Here is a 20,399-nt window from a genome sequence, read left to right as displayed (position 1 = left end):
AAAAAATTATCCTTCCTTTGTCAGCATAAAGTCAGTTTTTTATCAGTTCTGTCGGATTCATGCCGGTAATCTTTTTGAACAGCGTGCTGAAGTAGGGGATGTTCCTGTAGCCGACCCGCTCCGCCACTTCATATACCAGCATGTTCCGCTCCATCAGCAGCTCCCGCGCCTTCTCGATGCGTACCCGGGTCAAATAATTGTTGAACGTCTCCCCGGTGATATTCTTAAACAGGATAGACAGATGATTCCGTGAAATGAATACCTTATCCGAAAGCTCGGCAAGGGTCAGCTCCTCCGCATAATGCTCATGAATATAGCTGGTCATAAAATCCACAATCTGGCGGTGCTTGCTGCTTCCCTTCCATTGTCTGCTGGTGCAGATTTTGCTGATTTTGTCCATAAGCCAGCTTGCCAGCTGATCCGGTACAACAAGGCCGCTGATCTCCTTGGCAATCTGGTCATTGGTGAACAGATCATCCAGGACAAATCCGGATTCATATAGCGAGTAGGCTATGATCCCCCACAGCTCGCTTCCCAGCATCTGAACGTACCCCTGCGAAATGCCCTCTTGCTTCTTCATTTCCGTTATAAAAGCCAGCACAAGGTCATGGGCTTCTGCTTCCTGTGAAGCCTTCATTGCTGCTGCCAGCTTATACGAAAATTTCACAGGGAAGTGGGCGCCCCTTACCGGCACGCTGCTGCTGCTCTCCCTGTATCTGTATACCTCATGGGCCGGGGCGCACCGTAAGGCAGTCTGGTCCATGGCCCGGAAGGCCTCCTCCGTCGAGTCAGATAGCCTTGTCCAGGAATCCTTGATTCCCCCGATCCCTATGCGGGTGACAAGCTTGAGATAGGTGCTGATACTGTCGGTCAGCCTGACTCCCAGCTCATCCAGCCTGTGCTCAAGCTGTTCCTGCTGCCCTTCCTCCGGATGAATAATTAATAAGGCCCTTGTACTGTGCAGCTCTGTATATTCCAGATCCGGGAACAGCCTGCGTGCAACCTCACATGCGATATTGCTGACTGCAAAGCGGAACAGGTTCCAGTCCGAGACAGAGAGACATTTGGCCCGTTCATCCCGGATCAGCTCGATGCCGACCGTGACATGCCTGCGTTTCAGCCAATACTCGTAGGACGGCGGAAGATGCATGCTGTCCCTGTATGCGGAATCCAGCGTGCCGACAGCAGCCGAGCGGACCCACTCCTTTTCTACAAAAGGCTCATACAGCGTCATTTTGAATTCGAGCTCCCATTGGCGCATACGCTTTTCTTCCTCTGCCTCAAGCTCCTGTACGACATTTGACAGAATCGATCTTAAGGTTGGCAGGCTGATTGGCTTGGATACATAATCGGTCACCTGAAACCGCAAGGCCTGTCTGGCGTGTTCAAAATCTGAATAGCCGCTCAAGATAATGATTTTGCCGCGGAAGCCCTCATTCCTTAGCTGCTCCATCATATCCAGCCCGTTCATGACAGGCATATACAAGTCAGTAATGACTATATCCGGCAATGTTCGGCGTATAACCTCAAGTCCATCCTCTCCGTTCATCGCTTCTCCGACCCACTCCGCGCCTAGGTCATCCCAGGGTATTGAGCGTTTCATTCCCTTGAGTACCTGCCGCTCATCATCTATGATTGCAATTTTCCACATTGCCCTTTCCTCCTTAACTCCTTCAGCGAAAGCACCTTCCCGAAGGAAGCGCTTACGAAAAATTAGCGCAGTCCCTTGCTACACCAGCGCGGTCTCCGATCATTCATTGCCGGCTGGATGCTCCGTCAGCAGCGGCAGTGTAATCCGCACTCTGGTTCCGCCTTCTTCACGTTCCTCCAAAACAATGCCATAGCCTGCTCCAAAATATCCGTCGATCCGCTCTCTCACATTGCGGATGCCATAGCCTCCCGTATGCCTGTTCTGCGGCTTTTCTTCAGGCTGCTTCAGTCCAGACCCGTTATCCTCAATTCGAATCTGCAGCTTATCACCGCTCTTCTCCATCACGATGGATACCAAACCGCTCCGCTGCTTATTGAAGCCATGGACGATCGAATTCTCCACGAACGGCTGCAGCGTAAGCTTGGGAATGTATAAAGACTGAAGGTCTGCGGATGCCTCGATGCTGTATTCCAGACCCTCACCCCAGCGCAGCTGCTGGATTTCAAGATAACAATTAATATGCATAAGTTCATCTGCAATGGTGATAAGGCTGTCCCCGTTCGACAATCCGATCCGGAACATCCGGCCCATGAGCTCCAGAATCCGGCTTAACTCATCCTGGCCGGCCTCAATCGCCATCCAGTTAAGCTGGTCCAGCATATTGTACAGGAAATGCGGATTAATATTAGCCTGCAGCGCTTCAATTTCAGCTTTGCGCTGCTGCTCATAACGGCGCTCCAGGGACAGGTACAGCTCTTCAATCCGCTCATTCTGCTTACGGTAGCCGGAGAATAAATACCCGAACTCATTCTCATAGTCCGAGGGGAGCTCCACATTATCGCCGCCTACGGAGTATACCCGCATCGCATTTACAAGTCTCCTGATCGGCTTCGTAAACTGCCTGCTCAAAAAATGGGTCAGCAGCACGACCATCAGCACTGCACCAAGCCCGATTAGACCAATCCATTCCGCCAGCTTCAGGCTGCTTGCCGTGATCTGCTTCCAGGAAGTAAACTCTATGAGCGTCCAGATGGAATTATCTACCCTGGAATAGACTAGCAGTGTATCACGCGCTCCGTCCTTTGCCGGTATATGCACATAACCTGAGTTATTGCTCTTCAGATCAATCCACCGCGGCCAGTCGTCCTGGGCCAGCGTATCGCCGATCTTCATAATCTCCCGGCCTTCGCTGTCAGCCATGATCCGGTTAGATCCGTCAGAATTGCCGGTTAACAGCTTCCTTATTTCACCCGCTTTGATATGTACCATCAGAACACCGAGGTAGTCATTTTCATAGACAATTTTCCGGAAAAAGCTTAGTACCGGAACGTCCCCCTGTGAAGTAGATAAGTTATATTCCCTGGACCAGCAGAAGTCGCTTTTCTCCAGGCACTTGATCCCCTCCTGCTTATTCAGATCTTTGAAGCTGCGGAATTGAATATAGCTTTGCCGCTCGCTGAAGATGGGGTTATCCATGTAAAGATCGATCCCCTGGATCAGGGGAATGGCGTAGGTCAGATTCGCGAGTGCACTCTCCACCCCGGCACGCCTCCGGTATCTCTCGAACTCATCCTGCCTGTTCAGCAGGAAGTTGGTTAATTCACTGTCGCGGGTGCTGGACAAGGAAATCTGCTCAATCATGACCAGCTTGGTTGTAATTTCATTGTTAAGCTCATCCAGCAGCTGCTGCTGGTAATGGGAGGTTGTCTTTACGAGCGCTTTGGAGGAATTGCTGTAGCTTGTCCATGCGGTAACCCCGATTACTGCAATCAGCACAATGGCAAAGCTATGAAAAAACAGCCGGTCAATTCTATATTTTTTAAAAGGATTAGTCAGTTCCTTCACTCCCCCCGGCTATTGTCTAGACAAAATAAACGGCAAAGCAGCGAAAGAGATTCGGGGCTTTACCGTTATCGGACCAATGTTTTTACATCTTATCCTTTAATTCCCGTTGTTGCAATCCCTTCCACAAAATACTTCTGGAGGAACATGAACACGATGGTTGCCGGTAGAATCGATACAAGTGACATGGCAAGCAGCTGGCCCCATTCCTGGGCGGATTGGGAATCATTAATCATCCGCAGCGCCAGGCCGACCGTGTACTTGTCTACTGTGTTGATATACAGGAGATGACCCAGGAAGTCATCCCAGTTCCACAGGAAGCAGAAGATCGTCACTGTAACGATGGCCGGAAAGGCAAGCGGCATTACCACTCTCCAGAAGATACCGAACCAGGAGCAGCCGTCGATTTTGGCAGATTCGTCAAGCTCTCTGGGAACTCCGCGTATAAACTGGATCAGCAGGAAGACGAAGAAGCTGCCGCCTGCCCCGCCTGCGAGCAGATGGGGGATAATGAACGGGAGATATGTATTTACCCAGCCAAGCTGATAAAACAACGCATACTGAGGGATAATCAGCACTTGTCCCGGCATCATCAAGGTAAGCATCAGAATGGAAAACCAGAAGCCTTTAAGCGGAAAATCCAGTCTGGCAAACCCGAAGGCAACCAGTGTAGTGGACAGGAGTGTCGCAGCAATGACCGCCAGCTCAAGGCCGAAGGTATTCAGATAAAAATCAGTGAAGGTATGTCCGGGTACCGAATTCCAGCCGTTGCTGAAGTTGCTCCACTGCGGAACAGACGGGAAAATGGACGGCGAGTTAAGCTCAGTAGTATGCTTCAGCGAGGCGCCGATCCACCAGAGCACCGGATAGACCATCACGAAGCTGAAGAGAATCATGAACAGATGACGAAGCGCCGGCTTTATCTTTAATGTGGTCATTTACGTTTTCTCCCTCCAGTGTCTGCTTCATAGAATACCCAATACTTCGAGGTATAAGAGATTAACAGTGTAGCTGCAATAATCGCCAGAAGCATAATCCAGGCAAGTGCTGAAGCATACCCCAGCTCATAACGGCTGAAGGCCCTCTCGTACAAATACATTGCATACACATAAGTAGAATTCATCGGGCCGCCGTTCGTAATGACAAATGCGGAGGTGAACATTTGAAAGGCGTTAATAACAGACATGATCAGGTTGAAATACAGAATCGGCGAAAGCATCGGCAGTGTAATTCTGAAGAACTGTGTCACTTTATTGGCCCCGTCTACGGAAGAGGCTTCATACAGATCATTAGGAATTTGCTTCAGGCCTGCCAGGAAAATAACCATCGTTGAGCCGAATTGCCAGACTGTCAGCAGAATCAGCGTACCAAGCGCCGTATCGGGGCTTGTGATCCAGCCCTTTCCTTCAAAGCCGAAGACAGCGATCAGCTTGTTGAAAACCCCGTCCACGCCAAAGATGTTGCGCCAGAGCAGCGATACCCCGATACTGCCCCCGATCAACGACGGAAAATAAATGGCCGTCCGGTAGATGCTGATCCCTTTGACAGCCTTACTCAGAATCATAGCTACAAGGAGAGCAGCTATCAGCTTTAAGGGCACGGAAGCCAGCACATACATGAAGGTGACTTTGGCGGATTGGACGAATCGGGGATCTGCTGTAAAGATCCGTTCATAGTTGCGGGCTCCGATCCAGTTCATCGGCTGCATCAGCGTGTAGTCGGTAAAAGAGTAATACAGGGACAAAAATAACGGGTACGCCGTAAGCGCTAGAAACCCGATCAGCCAGGGAGATATAAACAAATAGCCTGCTAGCGGAGCGTTCCATCTGCTTTTGAAATAGGAGCTCTTTTTCGGCCTCGCAGCAGTTTTGGCTATGGCGGCTGTGGAACGGTTCATCTGTGGTCACCTCTTGTGGTTAATTTGTATACTTTAAGTATATAGGCCGCTTTTGTCCTCCTAAAGGAGGGGAATGCTCGAATTCTTTCAAAATATAACGGGAAAAAAAGAAGCGGATTGCTCCGCCTCTCTCCAACAGCATAATTAGTAGATTGTTCTTCCATGCAGGTCGGGAATACCGCTTTTCCGGAAGAAGTAGGTATTAATCCGGTCCCGCCACTCTTTACTGTGCCCTGCCTGTTCTGTAAGACGCGCTTCAACATGGCTGTACGCCTGTTCATCTACGTGTCCCTTCATTTGCTTCCAGTCAGACAGCAGCCCGTATGCCCGCTCTGCGCCATCAAAATGCGTGTCATATATATGCTGGATCACAGTTTTACCCGAATGCAGCACATGTGTATAAGGCACATGATGGAAGAACAGCAGCAGGTCATCCGGACAGCTTTCCAGCGACTCATACTTTTCCATATTGGGCTTGGCGTATTGGACTGTATAACCTGTTCCGGTGGCAGCTGTGCGGTCAACACCAATTCCGTGACAATCCGCAAAGTGATATGTGCCCCACATGGAATACTCATATCCGTCCACATTAGGCCCGTAATGATGTTCAGGGTTGACCATATATCCGACGCCCAGCGGGGCCGTATACGCTTCATAGATCTCCCAGGAATCCATTAGGATTCTTAACAAGATCTGAAACGGCTTATGCTCCGGGCTAAAGCCAAAAGTAAGGGTAATCCATTCCCCAGCTATCCCCCCGGCAGAGAGTCCGGGATTCCAGGCAAGACGGCCGTAACCGTATAGATTGGCCTGCGCCAGCAGATGGCCCGTCCAGTTATTGTCATTGCCTATATTAGAGACGGCTGCACAGCCGCTATAAGGATTGCCATGAACAGAGCCATCCGCAATGCGCCGTACAGTTGTTGCTTCCCCGTGGAGCTGTGTATCAAAATCCAGGATTTCCTTCCACTGGGGCACCAGATAGCACACATGGCGCTGCTGGCCGGTATACTCCTGGGCAATCTGGAATTCAATGACCTGATTCGTCTTTGGCATTGCACCCAGCAGCGGCGAGACAGGCTCTCTTACCTGAAAGTCAATCGGCCCATTCTTTACCTGCAAAATGACATTGTCCATAAAGCGTCCGTCCAGCGGCTGAAAATGGTCATAGGCTGCCCTTGCACGGTCGGTGGCACGGTCACGCCAGTCCTGCTTGCAGTTGTAGACGAAGCAGCGCCAGATGACAATACCGCCATACGGCTTCAGCGCTTCAGCCAGCATATTGGCTCCGTCTGCATGATCTCTGCCGTAGCTGAATGGTCCCGGCCGGTTCTCCGAATCGGCTTTGACCAGAAATCCCCCGAAATCAGGCACAGCTTCATATACAGCAGATGCTGCCATGCGCCACCAATCCCGGACATTAGGGTCCAGTGGATCTGCTGTCTCCAGCCCTCCGATGTCCATTGTGCTGGCATAATTAATACTCAGAAACAGCTTGATGCCATAGCTGCGGAAAATGGCTGCCAGCGTTGCTACATCCGCCAGGAAATCCGTGAGCAGCAGGCTCTCGGTCTGATGCACGTTCACATTATTGATCGTAATGGCGTTGATGCCGGCGGAGGCCAGCAGACGGGCATAATCCTGTATCCGTTCAAGATTGCCTGTGACCCGGTTATTCTCATAAAAGATGGATTGCCCGGCATACCCCCGCTCCACGCTGCCGTCCATATTATCCCACTGGTTGATCATGCGCAGCTGATTGGCCGGATTCTCAAGAATATTTAACTGCCGGACAGAATCTCCTGTCCCCATAATCCGCAGCAGATGAAATACGCCATATAATACCCCTGCAGAGGTAAGGGCCCCAATAACAATACTTCCGGTATGGCTGTTGGTTTGAATGGCATAGCCCTCCGCTTTAACAGCAGAGCTCACCTCCTTGCTGAAAGCCTCATCAACCTCGGCGCAGGTACCGAAGGTTCCAATAATGATACTGGGGGCCGCTGCCCGTGACTTCGAGATCAAAATATCATTGCCTGTGATTCCCTTCAGGCCCTGGGCCAGCTCGTCCACAGCCGTACGAACAACAGCATCTCCCTGGCCAGCGGCAACAATATGCTGGTAATCCTGATACCGGACCTGCTCTTCAGCCGCAGGACGGCGGTATTGCAGCCAGCCCAGATACCCGTCTCCCGGCTGACATTCTACATTGTTATTCATGAGTGACACATCCTCTCTAACCTTTGTACCGTATTGGAATTCTTAATAAAACAAGGCCCGGAACAAAATGCTCCGGGCTTTCGTTCTTGAACTATTTTTCGTAAGACTGGGCTGCTTCCTTCAGCTGCTCAAAAGCATTCTCCGGTGTCACTTTACCAAAGCTGAGCTGGTCACGGACAAGCACCCAGTCCTTGTCGATGAAGTTGGTCCAGCCGCCGGCTCCGGCTGACCAGGTCTGGCCGTCCGGCTCTGTAGCGCGGAGCAAGCCCAGCCCCACCTTATCCAGCTCGCTCATGCTCGCTTCCAGAGCTGTTGCAATTTCCTTGTTGGCCGGAAGACCGCGGAAAGTCTTGAGTATATTTCCTGCTTCCTGATCATTCACGAACCAGTTAATGAATTTCTTGGCTTCCTCAGCATGCTTGGAGTTTTCGGAAACGGACAGGTACATGGACGGCTTCAGCCAACCGCCAGCTTCCTCCGCACGCGGCATCGTTACCAGGGCATAAGCACCCGGCTTGATGCTGTCCCAGGTACCAAGGTTATTGGAGAAGCTGTACCGGAACAGAACCTTACCCGCTGCTAGGAGATCCATTTGCGGATCATTTTCCTTATCGGAAGCATTTACGTCAGCCGGAGGAACCAGCCCTTCCTTGCGCAGCTCTTCAAATTTCTTGGTCCACTCCAGATAGGCTGCCTGATCGACGTTAAAGTGGCCGTCATCTGTAATGACCTGCCCCTTGCCTTTGGCGTACTGGTAGGCTGAGTACATAAAGTAGTTGCCGCCATAATCCAGGGTGAAATATTGACCGTCAGGCAGCTTGGATTTGGACTCCTTGGCCAGCGCGAAGAAATCATCCCATGTCCAGCCGTTAGAAGGATTTGCAATACCGAGCTTATCCATAGCTGCCTTGTCGTATACCATTCCGAAGGCTACCGAGCCAAGCGGAACAGCGAACTGCTTGCCGTCAAGCTGTCCGCCGGACAGCAGCTTGGCATCGAATTTACTGACATCCACCTCAGGCGCCAGGTCAGCTAACTGGCCCCGGGACATCCAGTCCGGCATCCAGCCCGGATCAAGCTGAACGATATCCGGTGCATTTTTCGCTGCAGCCTGGGTCGATAATTTATCCAGGTAGCCATCCATACCTGAATATTCCGGCTCGAAGGTCACATTAGGATTGTTCTTAGTGTATAATTCCAGCGCAGCCAAGGTTGCCTCATGCCGGGGCTGGGAGCCCCACCACATAATACGCAGTTTAACAGGCTCATTGCTGGGTGCAGCCGTTGCCGCTGCAGTAGTGCTGGCAGGTCCGGCAGTAGGCTCAGCCTTGTTTGTAGCACCGTTTCCGTTACCTCCGCAGGCTGCCATCGTTCCCAGCAAGGCCGTCATGGCCAGCACTGTAAGAGAACGCTTCCATTTCAACATCTTTAACCCTCCTAATATAATCTGTATTCACTTGCTACACCGTTATAGTAACAATTAAAGATGGAAGTTCATATGAGGGTGATGCACGATTTATTTTAAAATCGCACGAAAATAGCTGCAGCCCTTACAAGTCATAAGGGCTGCAGCCGGGAAGAAGTGCTATATCATTACAGAGTCAAAAAGATTTGCAGAGTCCGGTCTGCGAGATACGGCAGGTATTCATGTCCGTATTCGTGATAGACCAACAATTCCTTGGGTGCCATAATCTTGTTATATGCAGCAAACTGTGTCGATGGCGGACAAACCGGGTCCATAAGTCCGGTGACCCATAATACCTTGCCTTTTATGCGGTCAGCCAGATTTTGAATATCGATATAACCGAGACGGTTAAAAATGTCCTGTTCACGCAGATGATGCGGATCGAAGAACCGGAAATAATAGTTAAGCTCCTCATAGGCGGACGCAGTGATATTCGCTTCCCATGCCCGCTTATAGTCGGAGAGAAAGGGATAGACAGGCACTGCTATTTTGATGCGCGGCTCCAGCGAAGCGCAGGCAACCGTAAGGCCGCCGCCCTGAGACAGTCCGAACGCCCCGACGCGTTCCGGGTCCACCTCCGGCATGGCCATCAAAATTCGTGCCGCCTGAGCTGTATCCAGAAATACATTCCGGTAGTACAGGTTATCCGCATCGGGATCATCAATTCCGCGGATGATATGACCGCGGATCGTCGTGCCCTGAACGGTCAGGTTATCCTCGGATGTCCCGCCCTGGCCCCGGCAATCCATTGCCAGCACGCTGATTCCGTGAGCCGCATAACCCGCCTTCTCGAACCAGTCGCCGCTGTCACAGGCATATCCGTGAAACATGACAACACCGGGTCCCTTTCCTTCGCTCTGGTTCTTCGGTCTTACATATTTACAGTGAATTCTGGCTCCGCCTACTCCGGTAAAATACAAATGGAAGCATTCCGCAAGCGCACTTGTAAATGCAGCGGGCACCAGCTCATATTCCAAAGACTGGGCATCCAACTCACTTAAGGCGCGTTCCCAGTACCGGTCGAAATCAGCCGGCTTCGGGCTGATCCCTTCATAGGCCTGCAATTGGGACAAAGATCGTTCGTTCATAGATGTTTCTCCTTATACCCGGCTCAGATTTTGCCAAGCCCGGCATCGTCACCCACTTCTTCATGGGTTTCAATGACATAGCTGACGATTTCCTGAACAGTGGTATAGACTACGCCAACATAAGTATCAGCAGCGCCATAGTAAATGGCGATACGGCCTGTTTCAGCATCGGTAAGGGCTGCGCAAGGGAACAGCACATTATTAACGAAGCCTCTCTCCTCATACCATTCTTCTGGGGTCAGGACGAAGTTTCTGGAGCGGAATTTGACTCTGGAGGGCTCGTCCTTATCCAGAATAACTGCCCCCATGCTGTACACTAGACCGTTACAGGTAGTAGTTACGCCATGATAGAACATCAGCCAGCCTTCACTCGTTTCAATCGGCGCCGGGCCGCCGCCGATTTTGGTGCTCTGCCACCAGCCTTGTCCGCCCTTGCTCATAACATGACGATGCTTCCCCCAATAGACAAAGTCAGGGCTTTCGCTCAGGAATACATCACCAAACGGCGTGTGTCCGCTGTCGCTCGGACGGGACAGCATTACAAAATTACCGTTTATTTTTTTGGGGAACAGCACCCCGTTACGGTTAAACGGCAGAAACGGGTTTTCCAGGCTGACGAAGGTTTTAAAGTCTTGCGTCCGGGCTACCCCGATCGCTGCTCCATAAAAATCGGTACACCAGATGATATAATACGTATCTTCCACTTTGATCAGACGCGGATCGTAAGCATAGCGTGGTGCGTAAGGGTTGCCTGCTTCGTCAGTGAACAGAATCGGCTCATCCTCGATCTTCCAGTCCAGTCCGTCGGCACTATAGCCCATCCGGAGATGAGGGCGGGTCGTGTTGTCCTCTACACGGAATACGCCAAGGAAGCTGCCTTCATAAGCAATTACGGCACTGTTAAAAATCCGTGCTACCCCTTTGGCCGGATTCCGTCTGATAACCGGGTTATCATTATGTCTCCACACCGGATTGTCATTTCCGGCCGGCCGCTCCTGCCAAGGGATATTAGGCAGATTAGTTCCTATCAGTTCTACTTGTTTCATCTTTCATTCTCCTCTCAATTCTGGTTCTGCGTAAGCGTGCATTATTTAACCGAGCCTTGGGCAAACCCGTTGTAAATATATTTTTGCAAGGCAATGAAAGCAATCAGTGTGGGGATAATGGCAATCATAATCGCCGCACAGATTACCTCCCATTGTGAGCCGTAGGGCCCCTTGAATTTAAAAAGCGCGGTGGAAACAACCTGGAGGCTGCTTTTTGGCATATACAGAAAGGGGGTATAGAAGTCGTTATAGATGTTGACACCCTTCACAATGATGACCGTAACAATTGCAGGACTCAGCAGCGGCAGAATGATTCTCCAATAAATCGTCCAATATGAGGCACCGTCTAGCATTGCCGATTCATCCAGCGATTCGGAAATGGAGTCAAGGAACTGCATGAAAATATAAACAGCTATAATGTCCGTGCCCAGGTACATCAGGATCGGCGCCCAGCGCGTGTTAAACAAATCAAGGGAATTGATGATCTGAAAGGTGGCAACCTGTGTTGTTACTCCTGGAATCAGGGTTGCCAGCAGAAAAGCGCTCATCAGCAGCTTGCTGCCTTTGAATTTGAAGCGGGCCAGAATGTAGGCCATCATTGATCCGGTCAATGTTGCTCCTGCTATAGAGATCAGCACGATAATGATGGTATTCATGAAGCCCAGCAGCATGTTGCCGTCAACAAAGGCCTTGGTGTAATTGCTGAAATTAAGCCAGTTCTCCGGTAAAGTAAGCGGACCGGTATTTGCGTATTCGGTATTGGTTTTGAGTGATGCGAAAAAGACCACAATAATCGGAATGAGGGCGGCAAGGGCTCCAAAAACCAAAGTAAGATATTTAAAGAAGGAGGCTGCGCTGTATTTAATAGTATGCATCTCTTACTTCTCCTCCTTTATCAGAACACGCTGCAGAATCGTTACGATGATAACAATACCCAGCAGGACTACTGCCATTGCCGAAGCAAGACCCAGCTTGCTGTATTTAAATGCCACGTCTACGGTCTGAATGACAAAGGTACTGCTGCCGTTGGAACCGCCGGTCATGACGTAAGGAATTTCAAATACGCCGATTGCCCCGCTTACTGCCAGAATCAGATTGAGCTGAAGGATTCGCTTGATGCTCGGAAGAATAATATGTCTGAACTGGTGCCAGCGGTTGGCACCGTCAATCTCCGAGGCTTCATAAATATCGCTGCCGATCGATGAAATAGCACCCAGGAAAATAATGAAGTTCATTCCCATATATCTCCACACCGAAGCAAACGCAAGCGAAATGTTAATCAAATGCGGGTTAAGCAGCCATTTCTGCTGCCAGGCTCCGAGGCCCGCCAGATCAAGCAGTGTGTTCAAGGTACCTTCCGGTTTGAAGAAGAACAGGAAGATAAAACCGATGGCCACGCCGTTAAGCAGTGTAGGAAAGAACAAAATGCCTTTGAACCAGTTCTTCAGCCTGACATTAAAGCTCAGAATCGTCGCAAAATAGAGCGCCAGCCCCATCTGCACAAACGTGGCAAAGAAATAATACAGACTGACCTTAAATACGGCAAAATACTCCGGTCTCGTAAAAATCGTCTTATAGTTGTCGAACCCGACGTACTCCATGTTTTTGCTGAAGCCGTCCCAGCTTGTGAAGCTGTACTGGAACATTTTAATAACAGGCAGATATGAGAATGTTAACAGCAGGACAACCGGAACTAGCGAGAATAAAAGGATGATCAAAATACGCTGATTTTTATAACTTAAGTTGGACACTCTCTCCACACCTCCCAGGAACAAACACAGGCTACTTACTCCAGATCCTCAATGAATGCTGCAAAAGTGATGGGGAAAATACGCCGAGCGCATCTCCCCGATCTCTTGATTCTGTCATCACTCTGCTTAGATTGCTGTTAGCTTCCAGGTTTACTGGGCAGCTGTAACCTTAGCTCTTGCCGCTTTCCATTTATCGTTCAGATCCTTCATGATGTCATCGTAAGAATCTTTGCGGTTGCCGATTGCTGCTTCGATAATTACTTTCTTGAAGTCAGGCTGCCAAAGTCCGATTTCAGCTTCCTTGTCAATCGCATCAACCCAGCCTTCTTCACCCTCTTTGGCAGGGGCAAGGGTATCAAATGTAACCTCTGTACCGTCAAATTGCTTCAGGATTTCCGGAAGCTCAGCTCCCTTAACAGGACTCATGCCGCCGCCTTCAGTTGTCGGATAGCCCGACTCATTTATAAACCAGTCAACCCATGCTCTGGCTGCTTCTTTGTTTTTACTGTGGATGCTGATCCCGAGGTTATAATCGTCAGCAAGAGGTACAAGCACCTTCTCTGCATTCGTAGGGAACGGCATGAAGCCCACATCATCAGGATTGGTTGCCAAGCCTTTAACTTGACCAATCGCCCATGAACCGAGAACCATTGTCCCGATTTTACCGTTGGCCAGATCAGCCTTGGAGGACTCCCAGTCGGTTGTTGTAGGGTCTTCTTCAATCAGGCCATTTTTTGCCGCATCATACATTACCTTGTACAGATCATAGTGAGGTTGTCCCTGCACAAAGTTATCATCTGAAGCAACTTGAGCAATATTTACATAGTCACGGTTGCCGGCAACTGTTGCCAGCACGGCCTCCCACTGGGTCAGCGTCCAGCCTGCCGCGTAATTTGTATACAGCGGAACAGCATCCGTTTTGTCTTTTATACTCTGCAGTGCAGTCATGAACTGTTCAATGGTTCTTGGAACCTCAGTGATGCCTGCATCCTTGAACACTTGTTTGTTGTAGATGATTCCCGAGTAGTTAACAGTTATCGGAATCCCGTAAGCAATTCCGTCTACACTGCGTTCCTCAAGACCGGTATACTGCTGCTCCAGCTCGGCTTTTTGACCCAGCGGTTCAAAGAAATCCGGAAGGTCCTTGATAGCTACGCTTGTAGGAAGCAGGAGCACATCACCGTAATCATTGGTGCTCATGCGGATCTTGATCTGGTCCTCATAGGTGGAGAGCGCTTCAAAGTTCACTTTGACATTTGGATATTGTTCATTAAATTTAGCTGCATAATCTTTGAACACGGTATCAACAATATCTGTTCTCTGCGTAATTACTGTGATATTGCCTTTCAGGTCCTTTGCGCCGTCTCCTTCGGGAGCTGCCGTTGCTGCCGTACCGGCTCCATTATTTCCGGCGTTGGTTCCTGCAGCATTATCTGCATTATTGTTTGATGAACAGCCTGCGAATAAGCCCGCCATCAGTGTCAATGCTGCCAAACCGGTGATTGCTTTTGTTTTTTTCATTGTTAAAGCCCCTCTCTTCATTCAAACATAGTAATAACAAATAAACTAACAAATAAATAGATGATCCAAACGACCAACACCTTTAAAGGGCTATATATTCCATTTTAACTCTGTGAAAGTGTGTTGATATCGCTTACAAACACATTATAATGCGTAAAAAGCATGAAAACGATGGTTTCTATTGTTTTTTCTGGTCTTGTATTTGTTATTATTGTTTTTATAAAAATAATAATATATGCAAATAAAAATGAAAAAGAGGGCTTTCCGCCCTCTGGTGATAGATTTACCCTATTTTGTTCAGCATTAGCAGCCTAGACTTTTGGCATTCTACAACCGCTTTTATAATCCTTGGGTGTCACACCGCATATTTTCTTAAACAGCTTGTTGAAATATACAGGATCGCTGTACCCGACCTTTTCGGCAATCTCGTAATTTTTGAGATCAGGCTGGTTGATCAGCAGTTCTTTGGCTTTGGCAATCCGTATGCCGATAAGATAATCAGTAATCGTCTGGCCCGTCTTATATTTAAACAGGCGGCTAAGATAACTGGCATTCATCCCTACTGTCTCTGCGAGACGCTCTAGCTCGAAAATGTGTCCGTATTCCTTCTCAAGAATACCTTTGGCCTGCTCGACAACGTAATGTTCCCCGCCTTCCGAAGTCTGGACGGCCAGCTGCTGAGGTTCAGAAGAGCTGCTTTGTTTATTCTCCTCCACCCGCTTCAGCAGATCATACAGCTGTGCTTTTTCTATCGGCTTAAGCAGGTAATCCAGTACGCCATAACGTATCGCCCGCCGGGCATAGTCGAAATCACTAAAACCGCTCAGTACCGCGATCGGCAAATCCTTCATCCAGCCTCTGGCCTTTTCTATCAGCATGAAGCCGTCCATCCGGGGCATCTTGATATCCGTAATCAGCAGATCAATATCCTCCGCTGTTATAGTCGAAAGCTGGTTCCATGCTTCCATTCCATTGCCGTGCGAGCCGATAACCTCCACTTCCAGATCCATTCTGGAAGTGATTTTCTCAAGCCCGCGGCGGATAACCTCCTCATCATCCGCAATCATGATTCTGATCACCTGGACAATCGCCTCCAATTGTAATACATGTGCAAAATGATGGCGCTACCATTTTAATTATAGGCCTGATGTCTTCAAGATAATATGTGTTGTACAGCATTTTTATAGTCTTGTCTTTACCTTACATATTCGCCTCTTGTAATCCGTTAAAAAAACCGTTATAACTTAGATGTGTTTTGTTATTACTAACATAACACTTAAATAATAACATATCTATTTTGTTATTTTTTATTTTACAGTGTGAGAAAAGGAGACAGTGTAATGACAACAGTATTTGAAGAGCGCAAAGCCCTGTTAACAGGACGTTACGAGACGCTGATTGCCCGCAAAAATGAAAAGATGTCTTTCGGCAACGGGATCTATGACCGTTATCAATATCCGCTGCTGACCGCAGAACATGCCCCCTTAATCTGGCGTTATGATTTTAATCCTGTGACCAATCCGTATTTTGCTGAGAGAATCGGCGTGAACGGCGTGTTCAATCCGGGTGCGATTGAACTGGACGGCAAATTCTACATAGTAGCCCGTGTAGAAGGCAACGACCGCAAGTCCTTCTTTGCTGTGGCTGAGAGCAGCAGCGGGGTAGACGGCTTCCGCTTCTGGGATCACCCCGTCGTCCTGCCAGAGACCGAAATTCCCGATACCAATGTCTATGATATGCGTCTGGTCAAACACGCCGACGGATGGATTTACGGGCTGTTCTGTACTGAACGCAAAGATCCGGAAGCTGCACCCGGCGACCTGTCCAGTGCTGTAGCCCAGTGCGGCATCACCCGCACCAAGGATCTCAAGACCTGGGAACGGCTGCCGGATCTCAAGACCGGCTCTGCCCAGCAGCGCAATGTTGTCCTGCACCCTGAATTCGTAGAGGGTAAATATGCCTTCTACACCCGCCCTCAGGACGGCTTCATCGACGCAGGCTCCGGCGGCGGTATCGGCTGGGGCCTGTCTGACTCCATCGAGAATGCTGTTATCACCAGCGAAACTATCATGGATCAGCGCTATTACCATACCATCAAGGAAGTAAAGAACGGACAAGGTCCGGCTCCGATCAAGACGGCCCGAGGCTGGCTCCATATTGCTCATGGCGTACGCAACACAGCTGCCGGTCTGCGTTACGTGCTCTACGCCTTCCTGTCCGATCTGGAGCAGCCAAACAAGGTTACCCATGCTCCCGGCGGCCATTTCATCGCCCCTGACGGCGAAGAACGTGTCGGGGATGTTTCGAATGTCGTGTTCTGTAACGGTGTTATTGCCCGTGACAACGGAGAGATTTATATCTATTACGCTTCATCGGATACCCGCATACATGTCGCTACCACCACAGTTGACCAGATGCTGGATTATGTGCTGAATACCCCGGAAGATCCGCTCCGCTCTTATGCCAGCGTTCAGCAGCGCATTGAGCTGATAGACCGTAATCTGCAGCAGTAATCTGTACCTTATGGGTATTCCAAAAGACAGCCCCGGCAGAAATGACTTTCTGTCCGGGGCTGCTTTTCTGCAGCTTGGCCTTTGCGGGATTGTAGTGCTGCGCTGTTTAAGGTTGAAAGGAAGCGGGCTGCCCTTCACGGGCATCCTTCCATCTTTGATTCAGCTCATCAAAGGATTTCTGCAGATCCGGTGCAGCGATCAGCTCCTGAATGTAGTCGCCAGTAGCAAAAGAAAGCTTTGAGCGGTTAGCCATATCAATAAATGCATCTGTCTGTACCACTGCTTCCACCAGTTCAGGATGATAGGAATTAAATTCCGTATACTGTTCCATTGAAGGCTCAGACGAACCATCAACCGGAAGAAAGCTCTCTGCGGTATAAGCGGTTTCCTTGACCAGAAAGTTCACCCATGCCATCGACAGCTCCTTGTTTTTACTGAACTTGCTGACGCCAATAAACCAGTCGGGATTTAGCGGGGCATAGTGTGTCAGGCCGTTATCATAAGGTAACGGGAAAAAGCCGATATCCACTGAAGCAGCCCCGGCATCAAGAACCTGGCGAATCGTCCAGTTCCCGCTCAGGTACATCCCGGCTTCCCCCTTAGCCAGCCTTGTCTTGGATACCTCCCAGTTGTTCGAGAACAGCTCATCCTCCACATATCCCCGGGCAACCAGCGTACGGGCGATACCGAGCGAGCGCCCCCATTCGTTATCTGTCTGCCAAGGATTGTTGTTATGAACCATGTTATTTAGATATTCAGCATTACCGGTCATATAATTAACCATATTGTTGCCCCATTCCCGGAGCGGCCAGACCGCGCCATAATTCATGTACAGCGGTATGATGCCGGCTTGCTTGAGTTTAGCGCAGACTGCATAGAAATCATCCAGAGTTTGCGGAATTTCTGCGATACCCGCCTGCTGAAAAGCCTTCTTATTATAGATGATCCCGCTTGTAGTTGTCCCGGTGGACAGACCATAGCGCTTACCGTCAAACGCCGTAAAGCTTTTAAACCTCTCATCGGCGGACATCTCCTCACTCAGCGGTTCAAAAAAATAGCTCAGCTCCTTCGCAGGCAGATTAACCGGCAGCAGCAGCACATCCCCGGCATCCTTGGTAGACAGCCGGACCATTATATCTGTAGCATAGTTGGATAATCCTTCGAACTCCACAGCAGCCTCGGGATATTTCTTTCTAAACTGATCGGCGTAGCCCTGCATTGTGCCATTCTCTATCAGGTCAATCCGGTTTGTAAGCATAAGAATGTTCCCGGACAGACTCGCCTGTTCATTATCTGTGGCCGGTGTGGCTGAGAGTGCCTGTTTGCTGCCTGTTTTGTAACACCCTGCAGTGAATAGGATAAGGAGAAGCAGCACTGTATGCAGCGGCCAATGCTCTTTAGCCTTCTTCAATCCAGATCGCCCCCTTCTGTTTCTGATATGCTTTCTTTGCGGTATGAGGGAAGCGGCAGTGAGAGGATTACGTCTGTTCCCTCCCCCAGCTCACTAAACAGCTCAATACCATAAGCTGCTCCATAGTTAAGCTGCACCCGCTGATGAACATTTTTCATGCCGATTCCGCCGTTAATGCTCTTCTTGTGAGGGGTCTCCCGCTTTAAATCAGCTTTCAGTTTATCCAGGGTCTGATGATCCATCCCACAGCCGTCATCGCGGATATGGAACAGCAGTTTATCTGCTGTGAATTCACATCTGATGCTGATATGCATGTGCTCTTTGCTGTCATCAAGTCCATGATAGGCTGCATTTTCTATGATTGGCTGGAACACCAGCTTGATAATGTTGTACTCATTTAATTCTTCCGGAACATCAATCTGCAGCACAAATCTTCCGGGATAACGGCAGTTTAACAGCTCAACATAGTTGCGGACATACAGAAGCTCCTGCTTCATTGTTGTTCGGCCGGTTACTTCACCTGTGCTGTAACGCAGCAGCTTGCCCAGAATCGAAATCATATCGGCGGCTTCCACATCATCATTAATTTCTGCGGTCATCCGTATGGATTCCAGTGTATTATAGATGAAATGCGGATTGATCTGGCTCTGCAGGGCATGAAGCTCCGCTTCTTTCTTTTGCTCCTCAATACGGTAAATATCCTGAATCAGCTCTCTGATGCGGGCAAGCATCCGGTTAAACTGATGACCCAGCAGTCCGATTTCGTCCCGCCGCTTCACAAGAAAGTTTACATCCAGATCCCCGTTCTGCACCCTTTTCATCAGCTGAATCATTTGCTTCAGCGGTTTGGTCAGTGCGAATGACAGCACAATAGAAATGATTAACGCCACGACAATAATAATCAAGGTGGCCAGCAAGGTTGCGTTGCGGGTCAGCTTGACATCACGGGTTAATTCATCGACCGGAATGGAGATAATCACCTTCCAGTTGGTCTTGGCTGAACTGGAATAGATATTAAGCCGCTGCTTGCCTGATACTGTATCATAAAAGCTCCCTGCCGCTCCCTGAGCATTCCGGAACAGCATCGTTTGCGAAATATCCATAGTCAGCAGTTTCTGGTCACTGTCATAAACCACCTTGCCATCCTGATCCACGATCATGGATTTCCCCCGGGTTACCTTGTCCAATTCAGCTACCTGGCTCTCCATATTACTTATATTAGCCTCTACCGCAATCAGTCCGATGGGATTCCATAGACCGTCAACGATTTTTCGGACTACAGTATAGGCATAACGTGTACTCTGAAGGTTAGTAGTATAGGCCTGGGTGCCAAAGAGCAGGGCTTCACCACTGGAATCCCTCGCCTGCCGGCTCCAGAATTTGTAGCTCTGATCAAGGTCCAGCCGGACACCGCCGTCCTTTGCAGAATAATAACCGTTTCCATAAGCGTCAAAAATATAGACAGAGTTCGTACCCCGTTTAATATTGTTGATAAAAGAGATATTGCCTTCAATCCCCCGCTGGATGGACAACAGCAGGTCAAAGTCTCCCGGTGCAACGGTTCTGCTTCCCGTGTCCCCTTCGCCCCGGCTCTTTTGTTCATGGTAGCGGTTGGAGGCAATCAGATTTTGTTTGATCTCGTTCACATAAGCCGGCATGGAAGAAATCCGTTTCATATCTTCTATGTAGTCGTCGATCCCGTCCATCATTTGATCAATCAGCTTCTCTGAATAAGCAACTGTATTGGCCTCAATCGACTCTGAATAGCTCTTATAACTGATAATACCGATAATGGAAAGCGGCAGTGTAACGATAACCAGGAAGACCAGCAGCAGCTTGCGTTCCATGCTCATGTCTCCAATAAAGGGCCACCCGTTGAATTTGCCTTGTTCCTTCATGAGTCTTCCCCTTCTTGGCTGTATACTGATTAAGTATAATCATAGTAACACTAATTTAACTTGAATTAATGTATTAATTTTATAATCAACAATCGC

General features: G+C 49.3%; 15 protein-coding genes. 1 reads left to right on the top strand and 14 read right to left on the bottom strand.

The annotated features are described in order from the left end of the window. Window positions 1-31: 31 nt before the first annotated feature. The 12 genes from R70723_RS16320 to R70723_RS16265 form a co-directional block, all read right to left on the bottom strand. Window positions 32-1,651, bottom strand: a complete 1,620-nt coding sequence (locus tag R70723_RS16320) for a response regulator transcription factor (RefSeq protein ID WP_039873462.1) — start codon at window positions 1,649-1,651, stop codon at window positions 32-34. Window positions 1,652-1,750: 99 nt separating this feature from the next. Beyond that, window positions 1,751-3,487: a sensor histidine kinase gene (locus R70723_RS16315; RefSeq protein WP_039878865.1), complete on the bottom strand. Its 1,737-nt coding sequence runs from the start codon at window positions 3,485-3,487 to the stop codon at window positions 1,751-1,753. A 98-nt stretch (window positions 3,488-3,585) separates the two neighbouring features. Beyond that, window positions 3,586-4,431 carry a carbohydrate ABC transporter permease gene (locus R70723_RS16310; RefSeq protein WP_039873460.1) on the bottom strand — a complete coding sequence of 282 codons (846 nt, stop codon included), beginning with the start codon at window positions 4,429-4,431 and terminating at the stop codon, window positions 3,586-3,588. Continuing rightward, window positions 4,428-5,390, bottom strand: coding sequence for a carbohydrate ABC transporter permease (locus R70723_RS16305; protein WP_039873458.1), 963 nt, complete (start codon window positions 5,388-5,390; stop codon window positions 4,428-4,430). Before R70723_RS16305 ends, R70723_RS16310 begins: the two co-directional genes overlap by 4 nt. Window positions 5,391-5,534: 144 nt before the next feature. Then, window positions 5,535-7,610: an alpha-glucuronidase family glycosyl hydrolase gene (locus R70723_RS16300; RefSeq protein WP_039873457.1), complete on the bottom strand. Its 2,076-nt coding sequence runs from the start codon at window positions 7,608-7,610 to the stop codon at window positions 5,535-5,537. A 91-nt stretch (window positions 7,611-7,701) separates the two neighbouring features. After that, entirely contained in the window at window positions 7,702-9,036 is a 1,335-nt protein-coding gene (locus R70723_RS16295) for an ABC transporter substrate-binding protein (RefSeq protein WP_039873455.1), read from the bottom strand. Between the two features lie 167 nt (window positions 9,037-9,203). Next, window positions 9,204-10,163, bottom strand: a complete 960-nt coding sequence (locus R70723_RS16290; protein ID WP_039873453.1) for an acetylxylan esterase — start codon at window positions 10,161-10,163, stop codon at window positions 9,204-9,206. A gap of 23 nt (window positions 10,164-10,186) precedes the next feature. Further along, entirely contained in the window at window positions 10,187-11,209 is a 1,023-nt protein-coding gene (locus tag R70723_RS16285; protein WP_039873451.1) for a glycoside hydrolase family 130 protein, read from the bottom strand. Between the two features lie 41 nt (window positions 11,210-11,250). Beyond that, the gene (locus R70723_RS16280) at window positions 11,251-12,084 is read right to left on the bottom strand and encodes a carbohydrate ABC transporter permease (protein WP_039873449.1); all 834 of its coding nucleotides are present in this window, start codon (window positions 12,082-12,084) and stop codon (window positions 11,251-11,253) included. A gap of 3 nt (window positions 12,085-12,087) precedes the next feature. Beyond that, on the bottom strand, window positions 12,088-12,969 hold the full coding sequence (locus tag R70723_RS16275) for a carbohydrate ABC transporter permease (RefSeq protein WP_039878863.1): 882 nt from the start codon (window positions 12,967-12,969) through the stop codon (window positions 12,088-12,090). A 141-nt stretch (window positions 12,970-13,110) separates the two neighbouring features. Further along, window positions 13,111-14,481 (bottom strand): ABC transporter substrate-binding protein, encoded by a 1,371-nt coding sequence (locus R70723_RS16270; RefSeq protein WP_039873446.1) that lies wholly within the window; start codon window positions 14,479-14,481, stop codon window positions 13,111-13,113. Between the two features lie 311 nt (window positions 14,482-14,792). Next, window positions 14,793-15,560 carry a response regulator transcription factor gene (locus R70723_RS16265; RefSeq protein WP_052421340.1) on the bottom strand — a complete coding sequence of 256 codons (768 nt, stop codon included), beginning with the start codon at window positions 15,558-15,560 and terminating at the stop codon, window positions 14,793-14,795. A 261-nt stretch (window positions 15,561-15,821) separates the two neighbouring features. Between R70723_RS16265 and R70723_RS16260 the strand changes: the two genes are divergently transcribed. Then, window positions 15,822-16,994 carry a glycoside hydrolase family 130 protein gene (locus R70723_RS16260; RefSeq protein WP_039873444.1) on the top strand — a complete coding sequence of 391 codons (1,173 nt, stop codon included), beginning with the start codon at window positions 15,822-15,824 and terminating at the stop codon, window positions 16,992-16,994. Window positions 16,995-17,100: 106 nt separating this feature from the next. Here R70723_RS16260 and R70723_RS16255 read toward each other — a convergent pair whose 3' ends face one another. Together R70723_RS16255 and R70723_RS16250 are read right to left on the bottom strand one after the other, a co-directional pair. Beyond that, window positions 17,101-18,405: an ABC transporter substrate-binding protein gene (locus tag R70723_RS16255; RefSeq protein ID WP_052421339.1), complete on the bottom strand. Its 1,305-nt coding sequence runs from the start codon at window positions 18,403-18,405 to the stop codon at window positions 17,101-17,103. Beyond that, window positions 18,402-20,303, bottom strand: coding sequence for a sensor histidine kinase (locus tag R70723_RS16250; protein WP_047171142.1), 1,902 nt, complete (start codon window positions 20,301-20,303; stop codon window positions 18,402-18,404). Before R70723_RS16250 ends, R70723_RS16255 begins: the two co-directional genes overlap by 4 nt. Window positions 20,304-20,399: the final 96 nt, after the last annotated feature.

It is taken from the genome of Paenibacillus sp. FSL R7-0273, from assembly GCF_000758625.1.
Taxonomy (GTDB): domain Bacteria; phylum Bacillota; class Bacilli; order Paenibacillales; family Paenibacillaceae; genus Paenibacillus_AQ.
This window is presented reverse-complemented; position numbering and strand designations above follow the sequence as displayed.

Excerpts from the sequence above, each read along its gene's own strand:
- R70723_RS16320 (WP_039873462.1), bottom strand. The coding sequence starts at position 1,651 with ATGTGGAAAATTGCAATCATAGATGATGAGCGGCAGGTACTCAAGGGA.
- R70723_RS16310 (WP_039873460.1), bottom strand. The coding sequence starts at position 4,431 with ATGACCACATTAAAGATAAAGCCGGCGCTTCGTCATCTGTTCATGATT.
- R70723_RS16305 (WP_039873458.1), bottom strand. The coding sequence starts at position 5,390 with ATGAACCGTTCCACAGCCGCCATAGCCAAAACTGCTGCGAGGCCGAAA.
- R70723_RS16300 (WP_039873457.1), bottom strand. The coding sequence starts at position 7,610 with ATGAATAACAATGTAGAATGTCAGCCGGGAGACGGGTATCTGGGCTGG.
- R70723_RS16295 (WP_039873455.1), bottom strand. The coding sequence starts at position 9,036 with ATGTTGAAATGGAAGCGTTCTCTTACAGTGCTGGCCATGACGGCCTTG.
- R70723_RS16290 (WP_039873453.1), bottom strand. The coding sequence starts at position 10,163 with ATGAACGAACGATCTTTGTCCCAATTGCAGGCCTATGAAGGGATCAGC.
- R70723_RS16285 (WP_039873451.1), bottom strand. The coding sequence starts at position 11,209 with ATGAAACAAGTAGAACTGATAGGAACTAATCTGCCTAATATCCCTTGG.
- R70723_RS16280 (WP_039873449.1), bottom strand. The coding sequence starts at position 12,084 with ATGCATACTATTAAATACAGCGCAGCCTCCTTCTTTAAATATCTTACT.
- R70723_RS16270 (WP_039873446.1), bottom strand. The coding sequence starts at position 14,481 with ATGAAAAAAACAAAAGCAATCACCGGTTTGGCAGCATTGACACTGATG.
- R70723_RS16260 (WP_039873444.1), top strand. The coding sequence starts at position 15,822 with ATGACAACAGTATTTGAAGAGCGCAAAGCCCTGTTAACAGGACGTTAC.
- R70723_RS16250 (WP_047171142.1), bottom strand. The coding sequence starts at position 20,303 with ATGAAGGAACAAGGCAAATTCAACGGGTGGCCCTTTATTGGAGACATG.